Below are 22,525 nucleotides of genomic sequence, written 5' to 3'. Positions count from 1 at the left end.
TCATGTCACTCGGAAATAGCCGGTCATCCCGGTCTTCTGGTGTTCGATGATGTGGCAATGGAAGACCCAGTCGCCCGGGTTGTCGGCCACCAGCGCAAGCTGGACCTTTTCATCCGGCAGCACAAGGTAGGTATCCGAGACGAGCGGCTGGACCTCTCGCTTGTTCGAAGAGATAGCCTTGAAGTTCATGCCATGCAGATGGATCGGATGCGCATGCGGCGTGACGTTCTCGACATTGAGCAGATAGGTTTGGCCCAACTTCAGCTCGGCGATCGGTGCGGTCGGATCAGGTGTGTCGCCTGGATAGGGAACCTTGTTGATCGCCCAGAAGGAATAGCCGAGCGTCCCGCAGATCGAATCGCGCGCCGCAGATTCAGCGGTGGCGCTGAGAAGCAGCGGGATCTGAGTCGCGTTTGAAAGATCGGCATCGACGCCCGCGTTTTCCGAAAGCGGACCGAGATCTCCAAGATTGCGTTTGAGCGATGAGCCAATGGCCCTGAACCGCGCGACCACCTTGGCCGTCGAGGGCCTCACATCCTCCAGCACCATTTCCACGCCCTCGCTGTCGGCGACACGCACCGCGAGATCGAGCCGCTGGCCTGGCGAGACGACGGCCATGTCGAGCGGCATCCGCTCCGACACCGGATGCCCGTCGATGGCGATGATCTGCGCCTCGGCGCCAGCGAGCTTGAGATTGTAGATACGCGTGACGTCGGCAGCCAGGATGCGGACACGGACCAGGCCACCAGCGGGAACATCATAGCGCGGCTCGACCTGCCAGTTGGCAGTGCGCAGCGTGCCGAAGGTCCCGGTCTTCGCCGCATCGCGCGGCTTGAACTGCTCGATGAACTGGCTGTCGCCGCCGAGCCGGAAATCCCGGAGATTCAGCGCCACCTCGCCATCGAAGACCGGATCACGGTCATCTTCCACCACCAGCACGCCGGCAAGCCCACGGCCCATCTGCGTCAGCGTGTTGCAATGCGGGTGATACCAGAAGGTGCCGGCATCGGGTGGCGAGAAGCCATAGTCGAAGCGGTCGCCGGTATAGACGTAAGGCTGGGTGACGAAGGGCACGCCGTCCTGGTCATTCGGCAGGCGGATGCCGTGCCAGTGGATGGTCGTCGGTTCGTCCAGCCGGTTGATGAGCCGTGCCCTGAACGGCTCTCCGCGTCTGGCGCGCAGGATCGGCGGGGAGGGATCTGTGGAGGTCTGTCCGCCGAGCGCATAACGCATCACCCCCCGCGTCACCTGCTTGCCGTCGAGAGGCACATCGCCAGTCAGCGCCTCGATTTCGATCGGATCGGTGGCTGCCAGCGCCTGGCTGAGACGCGGCATCACGGCGAGGCCCGCGCCATAGGCGCCGAGCACGGCAGCAGATTTGAGAAGGGTGCGGCGGGAAACAAAGGTCACGGTCGGAACTCTCGTTTGTCGCCCTGTTTTTAAAGTTGAGACGAGCGATCAGCAATAGCGTGGTCAGGCCATGCTGTCGCAGGGCTGACGATGATCATCTCAGCCGCCATCCTTTTCGTTCGGCGGTGTTGCAAGCTTGCTGAAGAAGGTCGAGGTGCGCAGCAGGCTGCGGAAGCGCATCCGCCGCTTCTCGGTCGGCACGGCATCGCGGGCCCGGATGCGGGCGAGGGTATAGACGGCGAAGAAAGTCAGGACCACGATCACATAGGCAAACAGCGCATGCGGCCCGAAGGCATCCATCAGGAAGGAAGCGAAGAGCGGCCCGACAACCGCGCCGATCGACCAGAAGAACAGCGTTCCCGCCGAGACCAGCGCATGCTGGCCGGGGGCGGCATGGTCATTGGCATGCGCCGAGCACAGCGAATAGAGCGGCAGCGCAAAGGCGCCGAAGGCGAATATGCCGATGAAATTGGCAAGCTCTCCATCACCCGCCAGAAAGGCGAGGTAGATCGAGGCGAGCAGTGCCCCGATCGTCGAGACAAGGATGATGACGCGACGGTCCAGCTTGTCCGAGTAATGGCCGAGCGGATATTGCAGCACGATGCCGGCAAAGATGCCGATGCTCATGAAGGTGGCGATCGACGTCACCGACATGCCGATGCCATCGGCATAGATGGGCCCGAGTGAGCGGAAGCTCGAATTGGTGAGCCCGATGACGATGCAGCCGACGGTCGCCAGCGGCGAGACCGACCAGAGAACCTTGATATCGAATTTCACGTCCTTCGGCGGCGCGGGGCTCGATTTGTCGGCAAAGGAGATCGGCACCAGCGACAGCGAGAGCGCCATGGCGATGATGGCGAAGAGATCGAAGCCGGAAACGCCGAACAGCGGGATCATGTACTGCGCCGCCGTCACCGAACCGAGATCGACGAAGCGATAGACCGAAAGCGTGCGCGCCCGCGTGGCGTTCGTGACGCGGGCGTTCAGCCAGCTCTCGACAACCGCAAACAGGCCGGCGAAGCAGATGCCCTGCACGAGGCGCATCAGGAACCAGGAGATCGGGTCGATCACCAGCAGCATCATGATCGAGGCGGCTGACGCGATCGCGGCAAGTGCGGAGAAAGTACGGATATGTCCGATCGCCCGCATGATCTTGGTCACATAGACACAGCCGAGCACGAAGCCGATGAAATAGCCTGCACCCACCATGCCGATGACGGAGGTGCTGAAACCCTCCTCGATGCCGCGCAGCGCGATGAAGGTGCCCTGCAGGCCGTTGCCGCCGATCAGGATGCCGGCAGTGATCAGAAGCGGGATGAGGGGGCGGATATCATGCATGAGGGGGCCTGCGGGCCACGGCGGAGCATTTGATCATTGAGTCGGTGCCGGGCAGGTCCGGAGTCCTAAACCTCTTTGACGGATGGCGACAGGTCAAAATCGCGGCCCGTCGCCATCCGCCCCCATTTCGCCGTCAGAGGAAGGGCCGCCCCTGGACTGCCTGCATGAACGTGCCTATGACCACGGCGATGGAGAGGACGGCGCCGAGGGCAATGCCGGGTCTGGCGAAACGGGGTGCAAATCGGTCGAGGCCAAGACCCAGGATCGGCAATGCCTGCATGATATGAGTGGCGAAGAAATGCGGCACGCGCAGATCGCCGCCGGTGCGCGACCAGCCGAACAGCGGCAACCCGCCGATGTCAGTCTTGATGCCGCCGACCCAGTGGCCGGGACCATCGATCTGACCGCCGCCGAGCGCAAAGGCGGTGATCAGGGTGGCCACGCTGCCGAGCACGAGCCCCCAGCCACCGCCGAGCCGCAGGCCGGCGGGCGCGCCGGCGCGCGGGCGCATCAAGATATAGACCCCGATCACCAGGCTCGACAGCACGAGCAGCGCCGCCCCGACACCCATCACGCTATAGGCCATCGCCTCGAAAGCTGTGCTGTCGTTGAAATGCGAGGCCCGGCCTCGCGCCGCCTGCAGGGTGATATAGAAGACCTCGCCATTGGCCGTGATCGCCGCCATCAGGCTCGCCAGAAAGACGCCGAGCCCGGCCCGCGTCCGCGCCTCGATCAGCGGCAGAAGAATGAGCATGGTCGCCAGCATGATGGCGAGCGAAGCCTGGAATTTCAGCGGCTTGCTCCAGACGCTGATGCCGTTGATCAACCGGTCGTCGAGGCCAAGCGCAATCAGGCTCGGAAAGGCCAGCGCCACCGACAATCCGATGCCGACGATCAGCACACGGCGGGTTCGTTGTTCGGCAGCAGCGAGATCCGGCGCTGGCGCGAGCATGACGCTGTCGTTGAAGAGCATGGTCATCACTCAGGCCTTTCGGGGCTTAAGCGCGGTTTCCGTCGCGCGGGTGAGATAAAAGAGCAGGAGGCCCAGCGGCCCGAACATGAAGGTCGCCACCAGCATCGGCGCCTGAAGCAGACGATTGTAGCCGCGCTTGTCCGCCTCGACGGCAATCCATGTTCCAATGAAGAGATCGAAGGCGAGGTAATGCACCCAGCCGGCGACGAGCACCGGATCGCTCATGAAGAGTGCCCGCACCTCGGCAATCGAGCCAAACCCGCCGCCCTCGACGCGGAAGAAATAGACGAAGACCAGCACCGCATAGGTGAGCGATAGCGCCCCGATCAGACCGAAACGGATGAGGGCGGTGAGGGCTGCCCAGCGCGGTGCGAGGATAAGCAGCAACCAGCCGGCCATGGCGGTGCTGCTGGTGATCGAAAACACGGTATCGGCGGACATGGGAGCCTCATCTTGGCGGTGGCAAGATAAGCATGCGGCATAACTTGGCAATGTCAAGATTGATTTTGACGGCGTGGTTTCGAGTGGTTATGAAGGGGCATGGCAAGACAGAAATCCTATCACCACGGCGATTTGCGCCAGGCGCTGATCGGCACCGGGCTCGACATGCTCGAAGAGCAGGGCCTGGAAGGCCTGACGCTCCGCAAGCTCGCCGCTCGCGTCGGCGTGTCCCATGCGGCACCCGAACATCATTTTCCGACCCTGCGGCACCTGATGACAGCCTTTGCCGTCGAAGGCTTCCGGCTGTTTGCCGCCTCGATGCGGGAGGCCATGGCGGCAGCCCCTGATGATCCGGCAGAGCAGCTACGGGCCGCCTCCCGCGGCTATCTCACCTTTGCCAGGTCCCGCCCGCATCTCTTCCGCCTGATGTTCACCGCCAACCGCCTCGACTGGGACGACCCTGCCATCGGCCCGCCGGCCAACGCCGCCCATGCCGTGCTTGAGGAGATCTCGCTGCCTGTGGCAAGGCGCATGAAGCTGGATACCCCGGAGGGCAGGGCGGCCGTCGAGCAGCTCGTCTGGTCGCAGATCCACGGCCATGCGCATCTGATGATCGACGGCAAGCTGCCACCGGAGGGCGATGGCGGCACCGGCTGCGAGCCGTTTGTCGCGCCGCTGGATCTGGCGAGTGTGTTGTTGCCGGAGTGAGGGGGGGTGCAATTATGGACGTTCAGAAATCAGTGAATGTCCATTTTCCGTAGTGACCGTAGGGGCCATTCCAACCCTTCGCCAGTAGTCTCTGGATCTTCTCCTTATACGTCTGCATCATCGCGCAATACTTCTTCCAAAGCTTTTCGGTAAAGTGGCCTTCGGGTTGGATGCCATCGGCATCGCGACCGCATGGGTAGCGCGCCCAGCTCTCGTTACCTCCGCAAAATGCCTCGAATACCCACCGATCACGAACCTTATGTGGGACGAGTGATGAGCGGTTGGCCAGCTTCCAAAGGTCGTGGGTGGTGATCTCTTTTAGATAGCCATCTGCTATGAACGATGGGTTTTCATACACGAGGAACGCTTTCAGCATGTTCTCCATTGCGAACGCAGCCAACAGGAAAGTGGCACGGTTGGTTTCGTCCCAAGTGACAGGTGCATGCCCAATTTTAGTCATCGTGATTAGGCTCTGACCGCGGTTCTGCCAGAGGGAGAGAGCTTGCATGTGCAGATTCTCCGCAGTGTAATACCACTGGTGAGGATTGGCCGCGTCCACGAAAGCAAGCTTCTGATCATGCGTGAAGCTCTTTTTCCCGCTGCTCGATCCGCCCATGTGTCAGCGCTTCCCCAACGAGATCAAATACTTGTCTGGCATACTGGAACGCTCCCATTTGGGCAGACCATGGTGGATGCCATTCATTGTTCAACGAAAAGCAAGAAAGGAGTTGTCAATTCACTCCTTTCGCGATCCAAGTAACGATTTGAACCAAACCGGTAGGCAGGCCAATAACTGCGGAGATCGTCGCAATTCCTCGATTTTTGCGACTTTCCAACAGGCGGTCAATAAAGTGCAGGAATCCGCTACCACTAGTATTCAATCTGCCTTTCAGGGCGGCAGAAATCACGTAGCTGAAGAACCCCACCTTGGCGATCGTTGAAGCGTTCATACGGATAAAGTCTTTAGCTTTGAAGGCTTCTGACTCCTCTTTGCCAGACAGGAACCCCTGAATTCGCGGGCCGTTAAGATCCATCAGGGAGGGCATGCGCGGATCCGGTGCGTAGTCAGACCCGTACCGATCTTTGAGTGCGTCATTCAGGTTAATACGTACTTCGACTGGAATGCTCGGAGGCTCCTTTTTTGTCAGCACGCGGTACCGGTGCTCAAGGTGCTCGAACCCGAAAGTGACGTTTCGCATGTTCCAGTGAATCCAGTATTTCTCTCGTCGGTCCCGAGCCCAATCATAGAAGTGGGTCAGCAGCTCCCTCTCAATTTTGTCGTAGCGCTCCTCGATTTCGTCCCATGGTACCCCCAGATATTCAGCTACGGTGTGCGTGGCGAAGCTGACCGTTTGTCCACTCTCGTAGTGCCGCACCACGACTGAGGTGATCCGGGGAGACAGCGCCCCAGCACCCGCGTTGGCTTCGGCGTCGAAAAGAGACTGAGAAGAGTAATGAATTATGTAGAAGCGATCAGGGTTCTTCTGTACGTCCGCCCAAAAACTTGAGTGCCTTGCCACAGACTTTCCTCTGCTAATTACGGTGTCATTTTAGCTGGTTATATACCAAGTTCCGATCTGCTACTATTATTGTCAGTCTCGCGCATATACAACCTGCAATAGGACAAATGTCTTCCGGGTCGACATCTGCGAATGACATTCTTCGGCTAGTTTGAGAAACGACACGAGCCACGCCCCACATCACCCAGCCTTGACAAATCAGCCACACCATGCGCTTTTCCGCCCGATTTTCTATCGGTCGCGCGCCTTATCTGTCGGTGCCCTTTCGACCGTCACATTCGGGATACCTGATCATGCATCGTTACCGCAGCCACACCTGTGCCGCTCTTCGCAAGTCCGACGTCGGTCAGACCGTCCGCCTCTCGGGCTGGGTCCATCGTGTTCGCGACCATGGCGGCGTGCTCTTCATCGACCTGCGCGATCATTATGGCATCACCCAGGTCGTGGCCGATCCGGATAGCCCGGCCTTCAAGCTGGCCGAGACCGTGCGCGGCGAATGGGTCATCCGCATCGACGGTCTCGTCAAGGCCCGTTCGGAAGAGACCACCAACAAGGCGATGGCAACCGGCGAGATCGAACTCTACGCCCGGGAAATCGAGGTGCTCTCGGCTGCCAAGGAATTGCCTCTGCCGGTCTTCGGCGAGCCCGACTATCCGGAAGACGTGCGCCTGAAGTACCGCTTCCTTGATCTGCGCCGCGACACGCTGCACAAGAACATCGTCAAGCGCACGCAGATCATCTCGTCGATGCGCACAGGCATGGCCGCTGCCGGCTTTGCCGAATACTCGACGCCGATCCTGACGGCGTCGTCGCCGGAAGGCGCACGCGACTTCCTCGTGCCGAGCCGCATCCACGAAGGCAAGTTCTTCGCGCTGCCCCAGGCGCCGCAGCAGTACAAGCAGCTGCTCATGGTCGCCGGCTTCGACCGCTATTTCCAGATCGCGCCCTGCTTCCGCGACGAAGACCCGCGCGCCGACCGTCTGCCGGGCGAGTTCTACCAGCTCGACGTCGAGATGAGCTTCGTCACCCAGGAAGACGTCTGGGCCACGATGGAGCCGATGATGACTTCCGTCTTCGAGCAGTTCGCCGAAGGCAAGCCGGTCACCAAGGAATGGCCGCGCATCCCTTACGATGTCGCGATCCGCAAGTATGGCTCCGACAAGCCGGACCTGCGCAACCCGATCGTCATGGAAGGCGTCACTGACCACTTCCGCGATTCCGGCTTCAAGGTCTTTGCCGGCATGATCGCGTCCAACCCGAAGGTCGAGATCTGGGCGATCCCGGCTAAGACCGGTGGTAGCAGAGCATTCTGCGACCGCATGAACGCCTGGGCGCAATCAACCGGCCAGCCGGGCCTCGGCTACATCTTCTGGAAGGAAGAGGACGGCAAGATTGCCGGCTCCGGTCCGCTCGCCAAGAACATCGGCGAAGAACGCACCGAAGCGATCCGTCAGCAGCTCGGCCTCGAGCCGGGCGATGCGGCCTTCTTCGTCGCAGGCGATCCGGCCAAGTTCTACAAGTTTGCCGGTGAAGCCCGCACCCGCGCTGGCGAGGAACTGAACCTCGTCGATCGCGACCGTTTCGAAATGTGCTGGATCGTCGACTTCCCGTTCTACGAATACAACGAGGAAGAAAAGAAGATCGACTTCGCCCACAACCCCTTCTCGATGCCGCAGGGTGGTCTGGAAGCGCTGGAAAGCCAGGATCCGCTGTCGCTCAAGGCTTATCAGTATGACGCGGTCTGCAACGGCTTCGAAATCGCCTCGGGCTCGATCCGTAACCAGTCGCCGGAACTGATGGTCAAGGCCTTCGAAAAGGTTGGCCTGTCGCAGACCGATGTCGAGGAACGCTTCGGCGGCATGTACCGTGCCTTCCAGTACGGCGCTCCTCCGCATGGCGGCTGCGCCTTCGGCATCGACCGCGTGGTCATGCTGCTCGTCGGTGCGAAGAACCTGCGCGAAATCTCGCTCTTCCCGATGAACCAGCAGGCGCAGGACCTGCTGATGAACGCCCCGTCGCCGGCCACCCCGACGCAGCTGCGGGAACTCGCGCTGCGTGTCGTGCCGCAGCCGAAGAAGGACTGATCGGGTTCGAGGATCTGGAAATGACAAAGGCCGGGAGTGATCCCGGCCTTTTTTATTGACCGCAAAGCCAAGAAAAAGCCCGGCCGCTTTCGCGGGGCCGGGCTCCGTATCTCGACTGAGACTGAGATCAGTCGTTTGCGGTGACCTTCAGGCCGATCAGGCCCGGAATGGTTTCCGGAGCGCCCATGGCAGCACCCATGATCATCGGGAAGGCGACCGGATTGGCGGGAGCGGCTGCAATGGTCAGCGCCTTCGGGTTGTCGATGTAGCTGTTGACCGCGGCCGAAACCTCGTTCTGCAGCGCGCCGAGCTTGGCCTGGGCAAGCAGGATCGGAACCATGCCCTTGACCATCTGCGCCATTGTCGCGCCATCGGCCCCCTGGCTCTTGCCGGCATAGTCGAGGCCGCGCTTGGTGATGCCGGCGTCTTCGAAGCGAACCTGTGCATCGACCAGCGACAGCTGCTGGACAAGGCCGAGCATGGCGAGACCGGCGGCCTGCTGGGCCTGCTCATTCTGCGGCTGCGCCTGCATCATGCGGGCCTGTTCCTGCATCTGCTTGACGAGATCGAGCGTGTAGCCGGACATCGAGAAGGCCATCGAAAGCTTGCCGACATTGGCGAAATCGATCGAATAGTCCTCGATGTCGATCGTGCCGCTCTCGACTTCCCAGCTGCCGGACATGTTCATGTCGCCGTCGAGGCTGGTGAGGCCGAGTGCTTCGATGGATTCCTTTGCCTTCGGATCTTCGACAGTGCTGAGATCGGCCTTCACGCCGGTCACGGTGCCTTCGAAGGTGATCGTGGTCTCGTCGTCGGACAGGCCCATCGTGCCGACGGCTTCCGCCATCGAGAAGACCGGCTTGCCGTCGACGGTCACTTCAACCGGGCCGCTATGGGCCTCTTCGTAGAACATCAGCGAATCGATGCCCTCGGCATTGGCGTCACCGGGCACGTAGACCCCGGCAAGGTACAGATCCTGCACCTTGAAGCTCGACTTCTCCTCAGTCACGTTGACCTCGGGGAAGGTGACGCGCTCGATGTAGTAGGCGCCGCCTTCCTCTTCGCTGACACCTTCAAGGGTCAGCTGTTCGACTGCCAGCGGCTTTTCGCCCGGTTGCCCCTCGGCCCCGAACTTGACACCTTTCAGAAGGACGTCCGAGCCGGAGACTTCCACGTTGTCCGCGGTGATGGTCGTGCCGCCGCTGGCGAAGGAGGCATTGATCTTCTTGAGCAAATCCTGTCCATCCAGCGCGAAGGCGGGACCGGTGAACGCGCAGAGCGCAGCGCTCGCGAGCAGAATTCGGGTCGAGCGGGACAAGGTCATGAGGAGATCCTTCGTGCTGGTGCCGCGCCGGGCGCGAGCGGAAATGGTCGGCGATATTTATAAGTGGGATTGAAAAAACGTCCACCGCTTTTCGCCATAGACCGGTGGCGGCGGATTGTGGCGTGATGACGGTCACAGCCCCTTAATCCACAGGCAGAATCCCCGGTTTCCTTGCCGTTCCGGGTCTTCTCCGATAGGTGAGACCCATGGGGACAAATCAGCTTCCGCCCGAAGAGGGTGGCGACAACATTCTTCCTGTTGACCTGAAGGCGGCGCTCGAAGAGCGTTATCTCGCCTATGCCTTGTCGACGATTATGCACCGCGCGCTGCCGGATGTCCGCGACGGACTGAAGCCGGTGCATCGCCGCATCATCCATGCGATGAGCGAAATGGGCATCCGGCCGAACTCGGCCTTCAAGAAATGCGCCCGTATCGTCGGTGACGTCATCGGTAAGTTCCACCCGCATGGCGACCAGTCGGTCTATGATGCGCTGGTGCGCCTCGCGCAGGACTTCTCCCAGCGTTATCCTGTCGTCGACGGGCAGGGGAACTTCGGCAACATCGACGGCGATAGTGCTGCCGCCTATCGTTACACCGAAGCCCGCATGACCGATGTCGCGGCGCTCCTGCTCGAAGGCATCGACCAGGACGCCGTCGACTTCCGCCCGACCTACAACGAAGAAGACGACGAGCCGACGGTTCTGCCGGGTGCCTTCCCGAACCTTTTGGCCAACGGTGCCTCGGGTATCGCGGTCGGCATGGCAACCTCCATTCCGCCGCACAATGCCCATGAGCTCTGCGACGCCGCTCTCTACCTCATCAAGAACCCCGGCGCTTCCGTCGAGGAACTGTTTGCCGATCCCGCCCATCCTGAGCGCGGCGGCATTGAGGGCCCCGATTTCCCGACTGGCGGCGTGATCGTCGAGAGCCGTGCCTCGATGCTTGAGACCTATCGCACCGGTCGCGGCGGTTTCCGGGTCCGTGCCAAGTGGGAGATCGAGGATCTTGGCCGTGGCGGCTACCAGATCATCGTCACTCAGATCCCGTTCCAGGTGCAGAAGTCGCGCCTGATCGAAAAGATCGCCGAACTCCTGATCGCCCGTCGTCTGCCGCTGCTCGAAGACGTGCGCGACGAGAGCGCCGAAGACATCCGCCTCGTGCTCGTGCCGAAGAGCCGCACGGTCGATGCCACGCTGTTGATGGAATCGCTGTTCAAGCTCACCGAGCTCGAAAGCCGCATTCCGCTCAACATGAACGTGCTGTCGCAGGGCAAGGTCCCCAAGGTCATGGCCCTCAACGAGGTGCTGACCGAGTGGCTGGACCACCGCAAGGACGTGCTCGTCCGCCGTTCGAAGTTCCGTCTGGCGGCGATCGACCGCCGCCTCGAAATCCTCGGCGGCCTGCTGATTGCCTATCTCAATCTCGACGAGGTGATCCGCATCATCCGCGAGGAGGACGAGCCGAAGCCTGTCCTGATCGCCAAATGGGATCTGACCGACAACCAGGCCGAAGCCATCCTCAACATGCGCCTGCGCAACCTGCGCAAGCTCGAGGAATTCGAGATCCGCAAGGAGCACGAAGCCCTGTCTGCCGAGAAGGCCGAGATCGAATCCCTGCTCGCCTCCACGGACAAGCAGTGGCAGACGGTCGCCTGGGAAATCGGCGAGGTGAAGAAGAAATACGCCAAGGCCACCGAGCTCGGCCGCCGCCGCAGCGTCTTCTCCGACGCTCCCGATGCCGATGTCGAAGCCATCCAGCAGGCGATGATCGAAAAGGAACCGATCACCGTCGTCATCTCCGAAAAGGGCTGGATCCGCGCTCTCAAGGGCCACATCTCCGACACGTCAGCGCTGACCTTCAAGGAAGGCGACGCGCTGAAGGTGGCATTCCCGGCCCAGACCACGGACAAGATCCTGCTGGTGACGACGGGCGGCAAGGTCTACACGCTGGGCGGCGACAAGCTGCCCGGTGGCCGTGGCCATGGCGAGCCGCTGCGCATCATGGTCGACATGGAAAACGACCAGGATGTGCTCACCGCCTTCGTCCATGATTCCGGCCGCAAGCTCATCTTCGTCTCCACCGCCGGCAACGGCTTCATCGTGCCGGAAGGCGAAGTCGTCGCCAACACCCGCAAGGGCAAGCAGGTGATGAATGTCGGCATGCCGGACGAGGCCAAGCTCGTGGTGCCCGTGAGTGGTGATCATCTGGCTGTCGTCGGCGAAAACCGCAAGCTCGTCGTCTTCCCGCTCACCCAGATACCGGAAATGACCCGCGGCAAGGGCGTGCGCCTGCAGCGCTACAAGGACGGTGGCATTTCCGACGTGAAGTTCTTCGCGATCGCCGACGGCCTGACCTGGGCCGATTCTGCCGGACGCACCTTCACCAAGACGAAGGAAGAACTGGTCGAATGGCTGGGCGACCGCGCCTCGGCCGGACGTCTTGTGCCCAAGGGCTTCCCGCGCAGCGGCAAGTTCTCGGGCTGATCCGAGCACGACTGATAGCTCCGAGCCGGTCGCATTGCGGGCGGCTTCTTGCGTTGTCAGCCCCGCTCCCAGATGCTCCACAGGCCCATCAGCGTAGCGGCATTGCCGAGGATGAAGTGCGAGACGATCGGGCCGGCAAGATTGCGATACTTGAGGTGCAGCCATCCCCAGACGATGCCCGACAGCAGTGCCACCACCGCAAGTGTCTGGGAATAGTGCAGGTGGAGCGTCGAGAAGATCAGCGAGGAGATCACGATCGCCGCCATGGGGCGTGTCTTGCCCGGCAGCAGATCGGCGATCGCCGTGAGCAGAACGCCGCGGCAGATCCATTCCTGCAGGGGCGCAACGAGGATATAGCCGTAGACGCTGATCGTGATCAGCCTCGGGTCCAGGACAGGCGTACCCGCGAGTTCCGGATAGAGCATGGTGCGGAAATAGGCCATCGCGGCGAGGGCCGGCACGCTGATCGCCAGTCCCATGCCGATCGATCTCCACAGATTGCCCATCCGGATGCCCATGTCGTGGCGGGTGAGGCCGCAGCGCACCGTCAGGCCCCAGATGACGAAAGCGCCCCAGAGCTCCATGATCCGGGAGGTCCAGAACATGACCTGTTCCTGGTGGGTTTCGCGCAGATGGGTGAGGATCAGGCTGTTGACGAGTGCATAGATGTTGATCATCAGCACCATCGTCATGAACAGGAAGGCAAGCGCGTGGTATCGCCTGTCTGCCTCTTCCAGCGCGACGAATTGTTGCCTGAGCTTGCCGTAGCTCGCTGAGAGTTGGGCATAGATCTTGCGAAATAGCAGGGTCGCAAGCTCCGGACGGTCGCTCAGGAACTCGCGGTATTCCTTGCGATCGATCTTCCATCCGCGCACCGGCGTCAGCGTCCGGGCAGACGCACTGCGCGGATCACCGCTGATCATGCCAAGTTCGCCGATCAGCGCGCCGTCACCTGAGACGGCGAGCACCGTGCCGCTCGCCTCGTCATAAATTTCGACATCCCCCGCAGCGATGAGAAGCGCGAAGCTGCTGTCGTCGCCCTTGCGGAAGATGATCTGCCCGGCCTCGTAGTCGGCGGGCTCGACATGGGCGCGAAATGCGGCGAGATAGCTGTCGCTGACCTGGATGCTGGTGTGCTTGAGAAGTTTTTCGGAAAAATCCTGGACACCGTCCAGTGAGGTCGTTTCGACCATGCTCATATCTGACATCCGACCTCCGGGAATTCCGGTCGGATACTACTGAATTCACATAGAAATCGCAGAGGTGGCCATCGTCCAAATCTGGGGTCGATGGCCTCTTCTGGGCGATCAGCGGCCCGCCACGCTGGCGAGCCTTGGAACGGCCTTGATCCGCACGTCTTCGATCGGTGCCGGCCGGCCGAGATAGTAGCCCTGTCCGAGTTCGATGCCGAGCTCGTGCATGAGGTCGACATGATCTGCCGTCTCCAGCCCCTCGATCAGGATCTTCAGGCCGCGATTGCGGATGAGGCGGATGATATCCTCGAGCATGGCGCGCCCTGCCGGGCGACGCGCGTCCTGCAGGAACGAGCGGTCGATCTTGACCGTATCGAAGGGGAAGAGCCTGAGCCAGGAGAGACCCGCGAAGCCTGTACCGAAATCGTCGAGCCAGATGCGGATGCCGAGGGCCTGCAGATCGGTGATGCAGCGGATGACATCCGACTGCCCTTCCATGTCGATGCCTTCGGTGATCTCGAAGGCGAGCTGCGATCCCGAAACCTGGGTTTCTTCCAGGATCGTCGAGACGGCCAGCGCAAAGCCGCGCGACTTGAGCTGGATCGCCGAGACGTTGACGCTCGCCATTGGCGCAACGCCGGTCGCCAGCACCTCTGTGCAGGCCTGACGGATCGCCCAGAGGCCGAGATCGAGAATGGCACCGGTGCGCTCGGCGACCGGAATGAACTGCGCGGGTGACAACGGCGTGCCGTCGATCATCTTCATTCGCATCAGCGATTCCACCGCCTCGACGCGGCCCGTACGCAGGTTCTTGATCGGTTGGTAGACCAGATGAACGAGATCGTTCTTGATCGCCATGCGCAGCGTGGCTGCGATGTTCTCGTTGTCGTCGCTGGTCAGCGGATCGTTGGGGTTGAAGAGTCGGATGCAGTTGCGGCCGTTGGCCTTGGCCGAATAGAGCGCCCGGTCCGCCTCGTTGATGATCCGCTCCAGCTTCGGTCCGGTCTGCGGGCGAGTATAGGATGCCCCGACGCTGACGGTGACGACCGCCTGGCCGTCGCGCCGCTGATCATGCACCAGATGCAGGCCCTCGACCGCGCTGCGGATGATCTCGCAAAGCGCCATGACCTGATCACGTCCGGTCACCCGCGACAGCACGATGAACTCTTCGCCGCCATAGCGGCCGACCGAGGCGTTCAGCGGCTTCAGTGTGTCGTTGAGAACGCTCGCAACCAGAATGAGGCAGCGGTCACCCGCCTGATGGCCATAGAAATCGTTGTACTTCTTGAAGAAGTCGACATCGACGAGGATCGCGGCAAAGGAACTGCCATTGGCCTGCCAGTCGTTCCAGAAGTCGCGCAGACGCTTGTCGACCGCCCGACGGTTTTCCACGCCTGTCAGATAATCCGTGTTGGACAGCCGCTCCAGCGCGACCCCGCGCTTCTCCGCTTCTCGGTGCTGATGTGCAGCCTCGAGCGCGTTCAGAAACACATTGTAGCGCTCCCCGTTCAGCTTCCAGTTCACGTAGGACGTGAAGATGAAGCAGGACATGTAGAACAGCCCGAATGTGATCAGGTAGGCCGGCTCGCCGGGATACATCACCCCCATGCTGACAAGCAGAATAGTCAGGACGATCATCGATGTGATGACCGAAAGAACGAACGGGAAGATGAAGAACAGGTTGGCACCCATCATGAAGATGGTGCCGAAGATCATGTAGAGGCGGATGCTCTCGGTCGCCTCGGTTTGCATCGCCGGCAGCAACCAGAAGAGATAGCCGGCAACCAGCGCCGCCGCGGAGATCCCTTCGATCACCCTTGCCCCGGCCTTCGCCCAGCAACTGACTTCGAGGACCACCAGAGTGGTGAGGCCGACCACGCAACGGGCGAGGATCGTCGTGTTCGCAACATCCGGGATGAGGATATAGTCGCTAATTGCGAACAGCATGTACACGAACACCGCAACCCACAAGCCTTGCCGGGCCGCCTGGACGCGGTTCGGGTCGGTGTGGGTACGATAGATCTGGCGCAGCGTTGCCGCTGGCGCGTTGGTCGGGCAGGTCTTGCCCGTCGCTTCAAGTGCGTTGAGCGCAGCGTGCGACATAATCGGTTCCATCGGTCTCCACAGCGTCGCGAGAATAAACGCGTCTGGCCGAGTCGTCGGTCCGTCTCTCAGACATCATCCATCACGTGCTTTCTCTGAACCGCCGGGAAAGTTCTCGCACCTGCGAAAAGGCCCGACTGGCACTCCTGCATCCGGATCAAATGACCCGGAACACCTCTCCGGACGCATTGAATGCCCGGAGACCTGCGCTGTTAACCAAACTCCTCAAAAGTTACCAAATCGAGTCGCGTAATCCCCCAACTGCACATATGGTAACTGAAGTATTAACGAGGTTATCTTTCTTCACGGTGGTGTGGCGTATGAGACAGATTGAAATTTCTTTGGACGGCGAAAGCCTGATTACTCCTGAAGCCATTGCAGCACATGTCGTCGCTCCCGGTACGACATGGCGAAACGACGAGTTCCAGACGGCGCGCACGGAACTCGGTCTGATCCTTGGTATTGCGATGCAGCAATTCGAGCAGGGCGCGGAACCGCATCAGATCATTCACCGCATCGCGGGTTCGCTGCATCAGGTTCGCATGCGCTATTCCCCGAGCGTCTGGCAGAAGCTGATACCGATCGCCCAGGAACACCCGGTCGCGCGGCACTTTCTGGAAGATCCCTTCACGCGCTGGTCGTCAGAAAAGCCGCGGGGCTATTCCGGGGATGCCCAGCTCCTCGACTTCATTTATGGCCATCCGAGCGTCGCCGACAGGATTGCCGGGGCCTCACCACTTGGCAAGGCGCTCTACGATTACACCAAGGACGCGTCGTCCTCCGTGGCTGTCCGTGAGCGCCGTGATCTCCTGACCCAACATGTTGACGAGATTGCATCTTCTCGTGGTGGCGAAGCCGAGGTCCTGACCATTGCTGCAGGTCATCTGCGCGAAGCCAATCGGTCGGTTGCCTTGAAGGAAGGTCGGCTGAAGCGTTGGGTTGCTCTGGATCAGGACCCTCTCAGCGTGGGCTCGATCAGCCGCGATTTCGCCGGTACCTGCATAGAAGCCGTAGACGGTTCGGTGCGCGGGATACTGGCCGGGCGCCACGACTTCGGCAAGTTCGATTTCGTCTACGCCGCAGGCCTGTACGACTATCTGAACGACAAGGTTTCCATCAAGCTGACCCAGCGTTGCCTTGAGATGCTGAAGCCCAATGGCGTCTTCCTGTTTGCCAACTTTGCGACCGATATCATGGTCGACGGCTACATGGAAACCTTCATGAACTGGGCACTTCTGCTGCGTTCTGAGGCAGACATGTGGCGCATCATAAACGGCAGTGTCGGCGACATGCCGGTCGAGGGCACGGTGCGCTTCGGGCAGAACAAGAATGTCGTTTACGGCATCATCCGCAAGCTGTCCTGAAATGAAACAGCCCTCCATCGCCTTTGGGTGATGGAGGGCTGAACTGTGCCAAAACAGGACTGGTCATAAACCAAGTCTTGTGAGTTTACCCCTCAGCTTCCATGGGGAAACGCGCCCAGCCCTGGCTCATCAGGTGCTCCTGCGGCTGGAAGCGGGTCTTGTAGCCCATCTTCTTGGATCCCTGTACCCAGTAGCCCAGATAGACGTGCGGCAAGCCGAGCGCCTTGGCCCGGCGGATGTGGTCGAGCACCATCATTGTTCCGAGCGAGCGCTTCTCCATCTCCGGGTTGTAGAACGAATAGACCATCGACAGGCCGTCGCTCATCAGGTCAGAAAGCGCGACGGCGATCAGCTCTCCACGCGGCTGTGGTGACAAACCATCGCCGGGGCTGCGCAGGCGATATTCGATGACCCGTGTCTGGACGTGGCTATCTTCCACCATGATCGCATAGTCGAGCGCCGACATGTCCGACATGCCACCATTCTGGTGGCGATGGTCGAGGTAGTGGCGGAAGAGCGAGAACTGCTCGGTCGATGGCTGTGCCGGAAAGACCGTGGAGACAACGTCCCTGTTGACGGCCTCGACACGGCGGAAGCCACGGCTCGTCTCGAACTCGTTGACCAGCACCCGCACGGACACACAGGCCCGACAGGATTCGCATGCCGGTCGATAGGCGATGTTCTGGGAACGGCGAAAGCCGCCCTGCGTGAGAAGATCGTTCATTTCTGTGGCGCGAGCGCCGACCAGATGCGTGAATACCTTCCGTTCCATCTCACCCGCCAGATAGGGACACGGCGCTGGCGCCGTCAGATAAAACTGGGGGGAGGGGGAGGTCTGCGTGTTCATCTGCCGCTGAAGAGAATCCTCTAGCAATGTCTGTCTGAGACTAGGATGGCGCAAGAATGAAAAAGGTCAACACTCCGGCTGCAAGGCCGGAGTGCATTCTGTCGCGAAAATGGATGTGGGATCAGTAAGTCCGTACGGCGGCGGTACCGAGCAGCAGGTCATGCACGAGGCGCGAGCGCTCGATGAACAGGCCTGCCAGCAGAACCAGCGGGGTCAGCACCGAGTTCAGGATCCAGAACAGGGCGAGATGTGCGATTGCCGTGACGAAGTCGAGCTTGCGACCGTCGAGGCGCACCATGGCGATGCCCATCATCCGCATGCCGGGCGTCGCCTGGGACGGGCCGGCAAGCGACATGCCGAAATAGAGACCAGCGACCACGAAGAACAGGATAGGATAGAGCAGCCAGCCGAGCCCGAGCGTCAGGATGCCGAGGAAAAACACGACCACTGCTGCCGGGATCCAAAGAAGCCCGATGAACAGATAATCGACCAGGAAGGCGAAGACACGCCGGGAAAGCACGCCGCTATAGGCGCGCCAGTCTTCGGGGGCGGCATAGGACGGGTTGCTGTCGAGGCTCATATGTCGGGCTCCTTTGAGGTTCTGGTCCTGATATGGGGAGCCCGATGCCGAATACAATAATCCGTGAAGATCAGCCCCGCTTGGCGAGCAGGCGCGCCACTTCGGGTGCGAAATAGGTGAGGATGCCGTCACAGCCGGCCCGCTTGAAGCAGAGCAGGGTTTCCAGCATCGCCCTTTCCCCGTCGATCCAGCCATTGGCGGCGGCAGCCTTGATCTGGCTGTATTCGCCAGAGACCTGGTAGGCGAAGACCGGAAGCCCGAAGGCCTCCTTGATCCGCCAGCAGATGTCGAGATAGGGCAGGCCGGGCTTCACCATCAGCATGTCGGCACCTTCCTCGACGTCGAGGGCGGCGTCTCGAACTGCCTCCGTGCCGTTGGCCGGATCAATGTAGTAGGTTTTCTTGTCGCCCTTCAGAAGCCCGCTCGTCGAGATCGCTTCGCGATACGGACCGTAGTGGCAAGAGGCGAACTTCGTCGCATAGGACATGATGCCGACGTCCTGATGACCGGCTGCGTCCAGCCCGCGCCGGATGGCACCGATGCGCCCGTCCATCATGTCGGAGGGGGCGATGATGTCCGAGCCGGCATCTGCCTGGGCGATCGCCGCCTTGACGAGCTGGTCCACCGTCTCGTCGTTGACGATTTCCCCATCCCGCAGGATGCCGTCATGGCCGTGGCTGGTAAACGGGTCGAGCGCGACGTCGGTGATGATGCCGATATTGGGTACGGCCTTTTTGATCGCAGCCGTCGTCTGGTTGATCAGGTTGTTGCTTGCAAGGATCTGCGAGCCGGTTTCGTCCCGCAGCGATAGCTCGATGTTCGGGAACGTGGCGAGCGCCGGGATGCCGAGGTCGGACGCTTCCCGGGCGGCTTCCACGGCCTTGTCCACACTCATACGGCACACGCCCGGCATGGCGGCGATCGGTTCCATGATGTCGGCGCCCGGCACGACAAAGATCGGCCATATCAGATCGTCGACCGTCAGGCGGTTCTCCTGGACCATGCGGCGCTGCCAGTCGGCCTTGCGCAACCGGCGCATGCGCCTGTGGCCCGTCACCGCGTCTACGAGATGTGTCCTGTCCGTCATGGGTCTGATCCTCGTCTGTCTTTGCTGCTGATTAGCACGATGCTTCCTTCTTGCAAAAGCGTTGAGCCAGGCCGGGCGCTGGCCGGAACCAGGACGGGGGCATCGTTCAGCGTGGGCATGATGACGATCGGCAGGGGAGGGAGCGCCGGTCACGCTGGCTAATGCGTTGCCCCCGGCCTATCCTCGCCGGCATGGAAGCTGATTCGCCGAACACGCCCATACGCAGCCTGACGGAGGCCATCTTCGTCCTGTTCCTGCGCGTCGTGGCACTGGCCTGCCTTTGGTTCGGCCTGCAATACTGGGCACTGCTGGTGGGTTATAGCCACAACGGTCTTGGGCGGTTCGACCTTCTGTCCACCCCCTGGCGGGTGGCGGCCACGGGGCTTGCCGTCGTCTTTCCTGTTGCAGCCCTCGGGCTCTGGCTTGCGGGCTCCTGGGGCCCCGTGATGTGGCTTCTCGCCGCCGGAGGACAGGTGCTGATGTTCACGGTCTGGCCGGAGATCTTCGGGCGCAACATGCTCGCGGTCACCATGCATTCGGCGGTCTTCGTCGTCTATGTGATCTTCCGCCTGGCGTTGTGGCTCGAAGGGAGACACAAGCAGCAGGGTATAACGGTTGATTTACCCTGATCGCAGGAGAGGCTCTGGTAAGCCTCTGTTAAGCCTGCGTTTTAAATAGAATTTTATGCGCATTGGATACGGTCCTCACCAAGGCGGGAGAAAAAACCAACACCGCCAAACAAAACAGTGAGGCAGACCGATATGAACACCAAGCTCAAGCCGCAGCCGGCCACTCTCGACCCGCAGGAAGAAGCGATCCGTTCGCTTTACCTCGAATCCCTCCACCTCGTCGAGCGTCTTCACCGCCGCCTTCTCGACGTCATCAAGGACGAGTTCGACCGCAAGGGTCGCTCCGACATCAACGCCGTCCAGGCGCTCCTGCTCTTCAACATCGGCAATTCGGAACTGACCGCCGGTGAACTGCGCTCGCGTGGTTACTATCTGGGCTCGAACGTCTCCTACAACGTCAAGAAGCTCGTCGACCTCGGTTTCATCAACCACCAGCGCTCGCGCGTCGACCGCCGCTCGGTCCGCATCAGCCTGACGGATGCCGGCCAGGAGATCGCCGAAACCGTTGCCAAGCTCTATGAGCGCCACATCGGCTCGATCCAGAAGGTCGGCGGCATCGGCACGGACGAGTTCACCCAGATGAACAAGCTCCTGCAGCGTCTCGACCGCTTCTGGAACGACCAGATCCTGTATCGCCTCTGAGGCTTTATTAGACGACCTCCAAAGCGATCCACCGCTCGAAACCGGATGCTTCTTGCGAAGCCTCCGGTTTTCGCGTTCTGACCCTCACGACACGCGCCGGGGCCTACACACTCCCGTGAAGCCGACCCCAGGTGACACGAATTGGCCATATTGATATGGGACCGCCGGAACGAGCAACGGGGGCGTCTCGACAGCCTCCGATCGACCCAGCAACGCGTGTTTCAGCCTTCATGGCGGCGCTTTGTTAACCATGGCGCGGTATGCGTTTGGTTCAGGTTCAGGATGAAACGGTAGGAAATATGTCCAAGAAGTCTGGAATTGTTGATCTTTCGCGCCGATCGCTTCTGCGTGGTGCAGCCGCTGCCGCCGGTGCTGCAGCGATGGTCGGACCGGCTTTCGCTCAGGATGCGATCAACGACCTGATCAACGCCCCTCGTCGCGGAAACTGGGACGACCAGTTCGACGCCCAGGCCTCGCGCACGGTTGCCGGCGTCGTTTCCAATACGCCGATCCTGAGCGCCAGCAACCTGATCTACATGCAGCAGGCGATCAGCCAGTATCAGATGATTGTGTCGAATGGCGGCTGGCCTACGATCAATCCGCCGGCGGCCCTGCGCATCGGCGCGACCGATGCCGTGGTCCAGAGCCTGCGCCAGCGTCTGATGATCTCGGGCGACCTGCCGCGTGAAGCCGGCATGTCCAATTCCTACGATTCCTACGTCGAAGGCGCAGTCAAGCGCTTCCAGGCCCGCCACGGCCTTCCGGAAGACGGCGTGCTCGGCGAGTTCACCGTCAAGGCGCTCAACGTCGGCGCGGATGTTCGCCTCAACCAGTTGAACACCAACCTCATTCGTCTGCAGTCGATGTCGGGTGACCTCGGTCGCCGTTATATCCTGGTCAACGTGCCTGGCGCCTCTGTCGAGGCCGTCGAGAACGACCGCGTCGCGCTGCGCAATACCGCCGTCGTCGGCCGTATCGACCGTCCGACCCACATGATCAATTCCAAGATCTACGAGGTCATCCTCAACCCCTATTGGACCGCGCCGCGCTCGATCGTCGAGAAGGACATCGTGCCGCTGATGCGCAAGGATCCGACCTACCTGACGCGCAACAGCATCCGTCTGTTCGATGGCAACGGCAATGAAGTGGCACCGGAAACGGTCGACTGGAACGCCGAAAAGGCACCGAACCTGATGTTCCGTCAGGATCCTGGCAAGATTAACGCCATGGCGTCGACTAAGATCAACTTCCACAACCCGAACAACGAATACATGCATGACACGCCCCAGCAGGGCCTGTTCAACAAGCTGATGCGCTTCGAATCGTCCGGCTGCATCCGCGTTCAGAACGTGCGCGACCTGGTGACCTGGCTGCTGCGCGACACGCCCGACTGGTCGCGCCAGGAAATCGAGCGTGTCATCACGACCCGCCAGAACAATCCGATCAAGCTGGCCGAGGAAGTGCCGGTTTACATCGTCTACATCACCGGCTGGTCGACGAGCGACAACATCGTGCAGTTCCGTGATGACATCTATCAGAAGGACGGCGACGCCCAGCTGGCGCTGCAGGCGAATATTGGTGTCGAACAGTTCGCCGGCTCGGTCGACGAGGACTTTGTTCCGCTCCAGTAATCGACCTTTGGCAGCCGATCCTGTGTCAAGCCGCGCCTCGTGCGCGGCTTTTTGCTTCGAGGCTGCGGCCATTCGCCCAAGCGCGCCAATTGATCCGCAAATGTCGTTCTCCGTATTGCTCTCGTGACTGCGGAAGTTTAAGACCCCACAGCATCAAACGCTTTTGAG

19 protein-coding genes are annotated in these 22,525 nt (G+C 61.0%); 7 read left to right on the top strand and 12 right to left on the bottom strand.

Translation table 11 applies throughout. The annotated features are described in order from the left end of the window. From J2045_RS13740 to J2045_RS13725, 4 genes are all read right to left on the bottom strand, one after another. Entirely contained in the window at positions 1-1,410 is a 1,410-nt protein-coding gene (locus J2045_RS13740) for a multicopper oxidase family protein (RefSeq protein WP_307373637.1), read from the bottom strand. A 99-nt stretch (positions 1,411-1,509) separates the two neighbouring features. After that, on the bottom strand, positions 1,510-2,748 hold the full coding sequence (locus J2045_RS13735; protein ID WP_307373635.1) for an MFS transporter: 1,239 nt from the start codon (positions 2,746-2,748) through the stop codon (positions 1,510-1,512). A gap of 133 nt (positions 2,749-2,881) precedes the next feature. Further along, positions 2,882-3,730, bottom strand: a complete 849-nt coding sequence (locus tag J2045_RS13730) for a hypothetical protein (protein WP_307373633.1) — start codon at positions 3,728-3,730, stop codon at positions 2,882-2,884. After that, positions 3,731-4,162 carry an ABA4-like family protein gene (locus J2045_RS13725; protein WP_307373630.1) on the bottom strand — a complete coding sequence of 144 codons (432 nt, stop codon included), beginning with the start codon at positions 4,160-4,162 and terminating at the stop codon, positions 3,731-3,733. A gap of 99 nt (positions 4,163-4,261) precedes the next feature. Here J2045_RS13725 and J2045_RS13720 point away from each other — a divergent pair, with 99 nt between their 5' ends. Beyond that, on the top strand, positions 4,262-4,870 hold the full coding sequence (locus tag J2045_RS13720; protein WP_307373628.1) for a TetR/AcrR family transcriptional regulator: 609 nt from the start codon (positions 4,262-4,264) through the stop codon (positions 4,868-4,870). Between the two features lie 22 nt (positions 4,871-4,892). On the opposite strand, the gene J2045_RS13715 is transcribed toward J2045_RS13720, so the two are convergent. Together J2045_RS13715 and J2045_RS13710 are read right to left on the bottom strand one after the other, a co-directional pair. Further along, on the bottom strand, positions 4,893-5,486 hold the full coding sequence (locus tag J2045_RS13715) for a hypothetical protein (protein WP_307373626.1): 594 nt from the start codon (positions 5,484-5,486) through the stop codon (positions 4,893-4,895). 115 nt (positions 5,487-5,601) lie between these two features. Beyond that, positions 5,602-6,390, bottom strand: a complete 789-nt coding sequence (locus J2045_RS13710; protein WP_307373623.1) for a hypothetical protein — start codon at positions 6,388-6,390, stop codon at positions 5,602-5,604. Between the two features lie 293 nt (positions 6,391-6,683). Here J2045_RS13710 and aspS point away from each other — a divergent pair, with 293 nt between their 5' ends. Beyond that, positions 6,684-8,474, top strand: coding sequence for an aspartate--tRNA ligase (gene aspS / locus J2045_RS13705; RefSeq protein ID WP_307373620.1), 1,791 nt, complete (start codon positions 6,684-6,686; stop codon positions 8,472-8,474). A gap of 127 nt (positions 8,475-8,601) precedes the next feature. Here aspS and J2045_RS13700 read toward each other — a convergent pair whose 3' ends face one another. Then, on the bottom strand, positions 8,602-9,798 hold the full coding sequence (locus J2045_RS13700; protein WP_307373618.1) for an aq_1923 C-terminal domain: 1,197 nt from the start codon (positions 9,796-9,798) through the stop codon (positions 8,602-8,604). Between the two features lie 206 nt (positions 9,799-10,004). Here J2045_RS13700 and parC point away from each other — a divergent pair, with 206 nt between their 5' ends. Beyond that, positions 10,005-12,281: a DNA topoisomerase IV subunit A gene (parC, locus tag J2045_RS13695; RefSeq protein ID WP_307373616.1), complete on the top strand. Its 2,277-nt coding sequence runs from the start codon at positions 10,005-10,007 to the stop codon at positions 12,279-12,281. Positions 12,282-12,337: 56 nt separating this feature from the next. Here parC and J2045_RS13690 read toward each other — a convergent pair whose 3' ends face one another. Further along, positions 12,338-13,480: a cyclic nucleotide-binding domain-containing protein gene (locus J2045_RS13690; protein ID WP_307373614.1), complete on the bottom strand. Its 1,143-nt coding sequence runs from the start codon at positions 13,478-13,480 to the stop codon at positions 12,338-12,340. A 108-nt stretch (positions 13,481-13,588) separates the two neighbouring features. Further along, positions 13,589-15,577, bottom strand: a complete 1,989-nt coding sequence (locus J2045_RS13685) for a putative bifunctional diguanylate cyclase/phosphodiesterase (RefSeq protein WP_307373612.1) — start codon at positions 15,575-15,577, stop codon at positions 13,589-13,591. A gap of 320 nt (positions 15,578-15,897) precedes the next feature. Between J2045_RS13685 and J2045_RS13680 the strand changes: the two genes are divergently transcribed. Then, on the top strand, positions 15,898-16,941 hold the full coding sequence (locus J2045_RS13680; RefSeq protein ID WP_307373610.1) for a class I SAM-dependent methyltransferase: 1,044 nt from the start codon (positions 15,898-15,900) through the stop codon (positions 16,939-16,941). An 85-nt stretch (positions 16,942-17,026) separates the two neighbouring features. Here the strand turns inward: J2045_RS13680 and J2045_RS13675 are convergent, their stop codons facing one another. The 3 genes from J2045_RS13675 to hemB all read right to left on the bottom strand — a co-directional run bounded on the left by J2045_RS13675 (position 17,027) and on the right by hemB (position 19,455). Further along, positions 17,027-17,788: an arginyltransferase gene (locus tag J2045_RS13675; protein WP_307373608.1), complete on the bottom strand. Its 762-nt coding sequence runs from the start codon at positions 17,786-17,788 to the stop codon at positions 17,027-17,029. 121 nt (positions 17,789-17,909) lie between these two features. Further along, complete coding sequence (locus J2045_RS13670; protein ID WP_307373605.1) at positions 17,910-18,368, bottom strand: RDD family protein; 459 nt, start codon at positions 18,366-18,368, stop codon at positions 17,910-17,912. Between the two features lie 70 nt (positions 18,369-18,438). Beyond that, the gene (gene hemB, locus J2045_RS13665) at positions 18,439-19,455 is read right to left on the bottom strand and encodes a porphobilinogen synthase (protein ID WP_307373603.1); all 1,017 of its coding nucleotides are present in this window, start codon (positions 19,453-19,455) and stop codon (positions 18,439-18,441) included. Positions 19,456-19,646: 191 nt separating this feature from the next. Between hemB and J2045_RS13660 the strand changes: the two genes are divergently transcribed. From J2045_RS13660 to J2045_RS13650, 3 genes are all read left to right on the top strand, one after another. Next, positions 19,647-20,084: a DUF6163 family protein gene (locus tag J2045_RS13660; protein WP_166601172.1), complete on the top strand. Its 438-nt coding sequence runs from the start codon at positions 19,647-19,649 to the stop codon at positions 20,082-20,084. 132 nt (positions 20,085-20,216) lie between these two features. Beyond that, on the top strand, positions 20,217-20,726 hold the full coding sequence (gene ldtR / locus J2045_RS13655; RefSeq protein ID WP_102021346.1) for a transcriptional regulator LdtR: 510 nt from the start codon (positions 20,217-20,219) through the stop codon (positions 20,724-20,726). A gap of 299 nt (positions 20,727-21,025) precedes the next feature. Beyond that, positions 21,026-22,357, top strand: coding sequence for a L,D-transpeptidase family protein (locus J2045_RS13650; RefSeq protein ID WP_307373600.1), 1,332 nt, complete (start codon positions 21,026-21,028; stop codon positions 22,355-22,357). Positions 22,358-22,525 lie beyond the last annotated feature (168 nt).

This window comes from Peteryoungia aggregata LMG 23059, from assembly GCF_030814435.1.
Classification (GTDB): Bacteria; Pseudomonadota; Alphaproteobacteria; order Rhizobiales; family Rhizobiaceae; genus Allorhizobium; species Allorhizobium aggregatum.
This window is presented reverse-complemented; position numbering and strand designations above follow the sequence as displayed.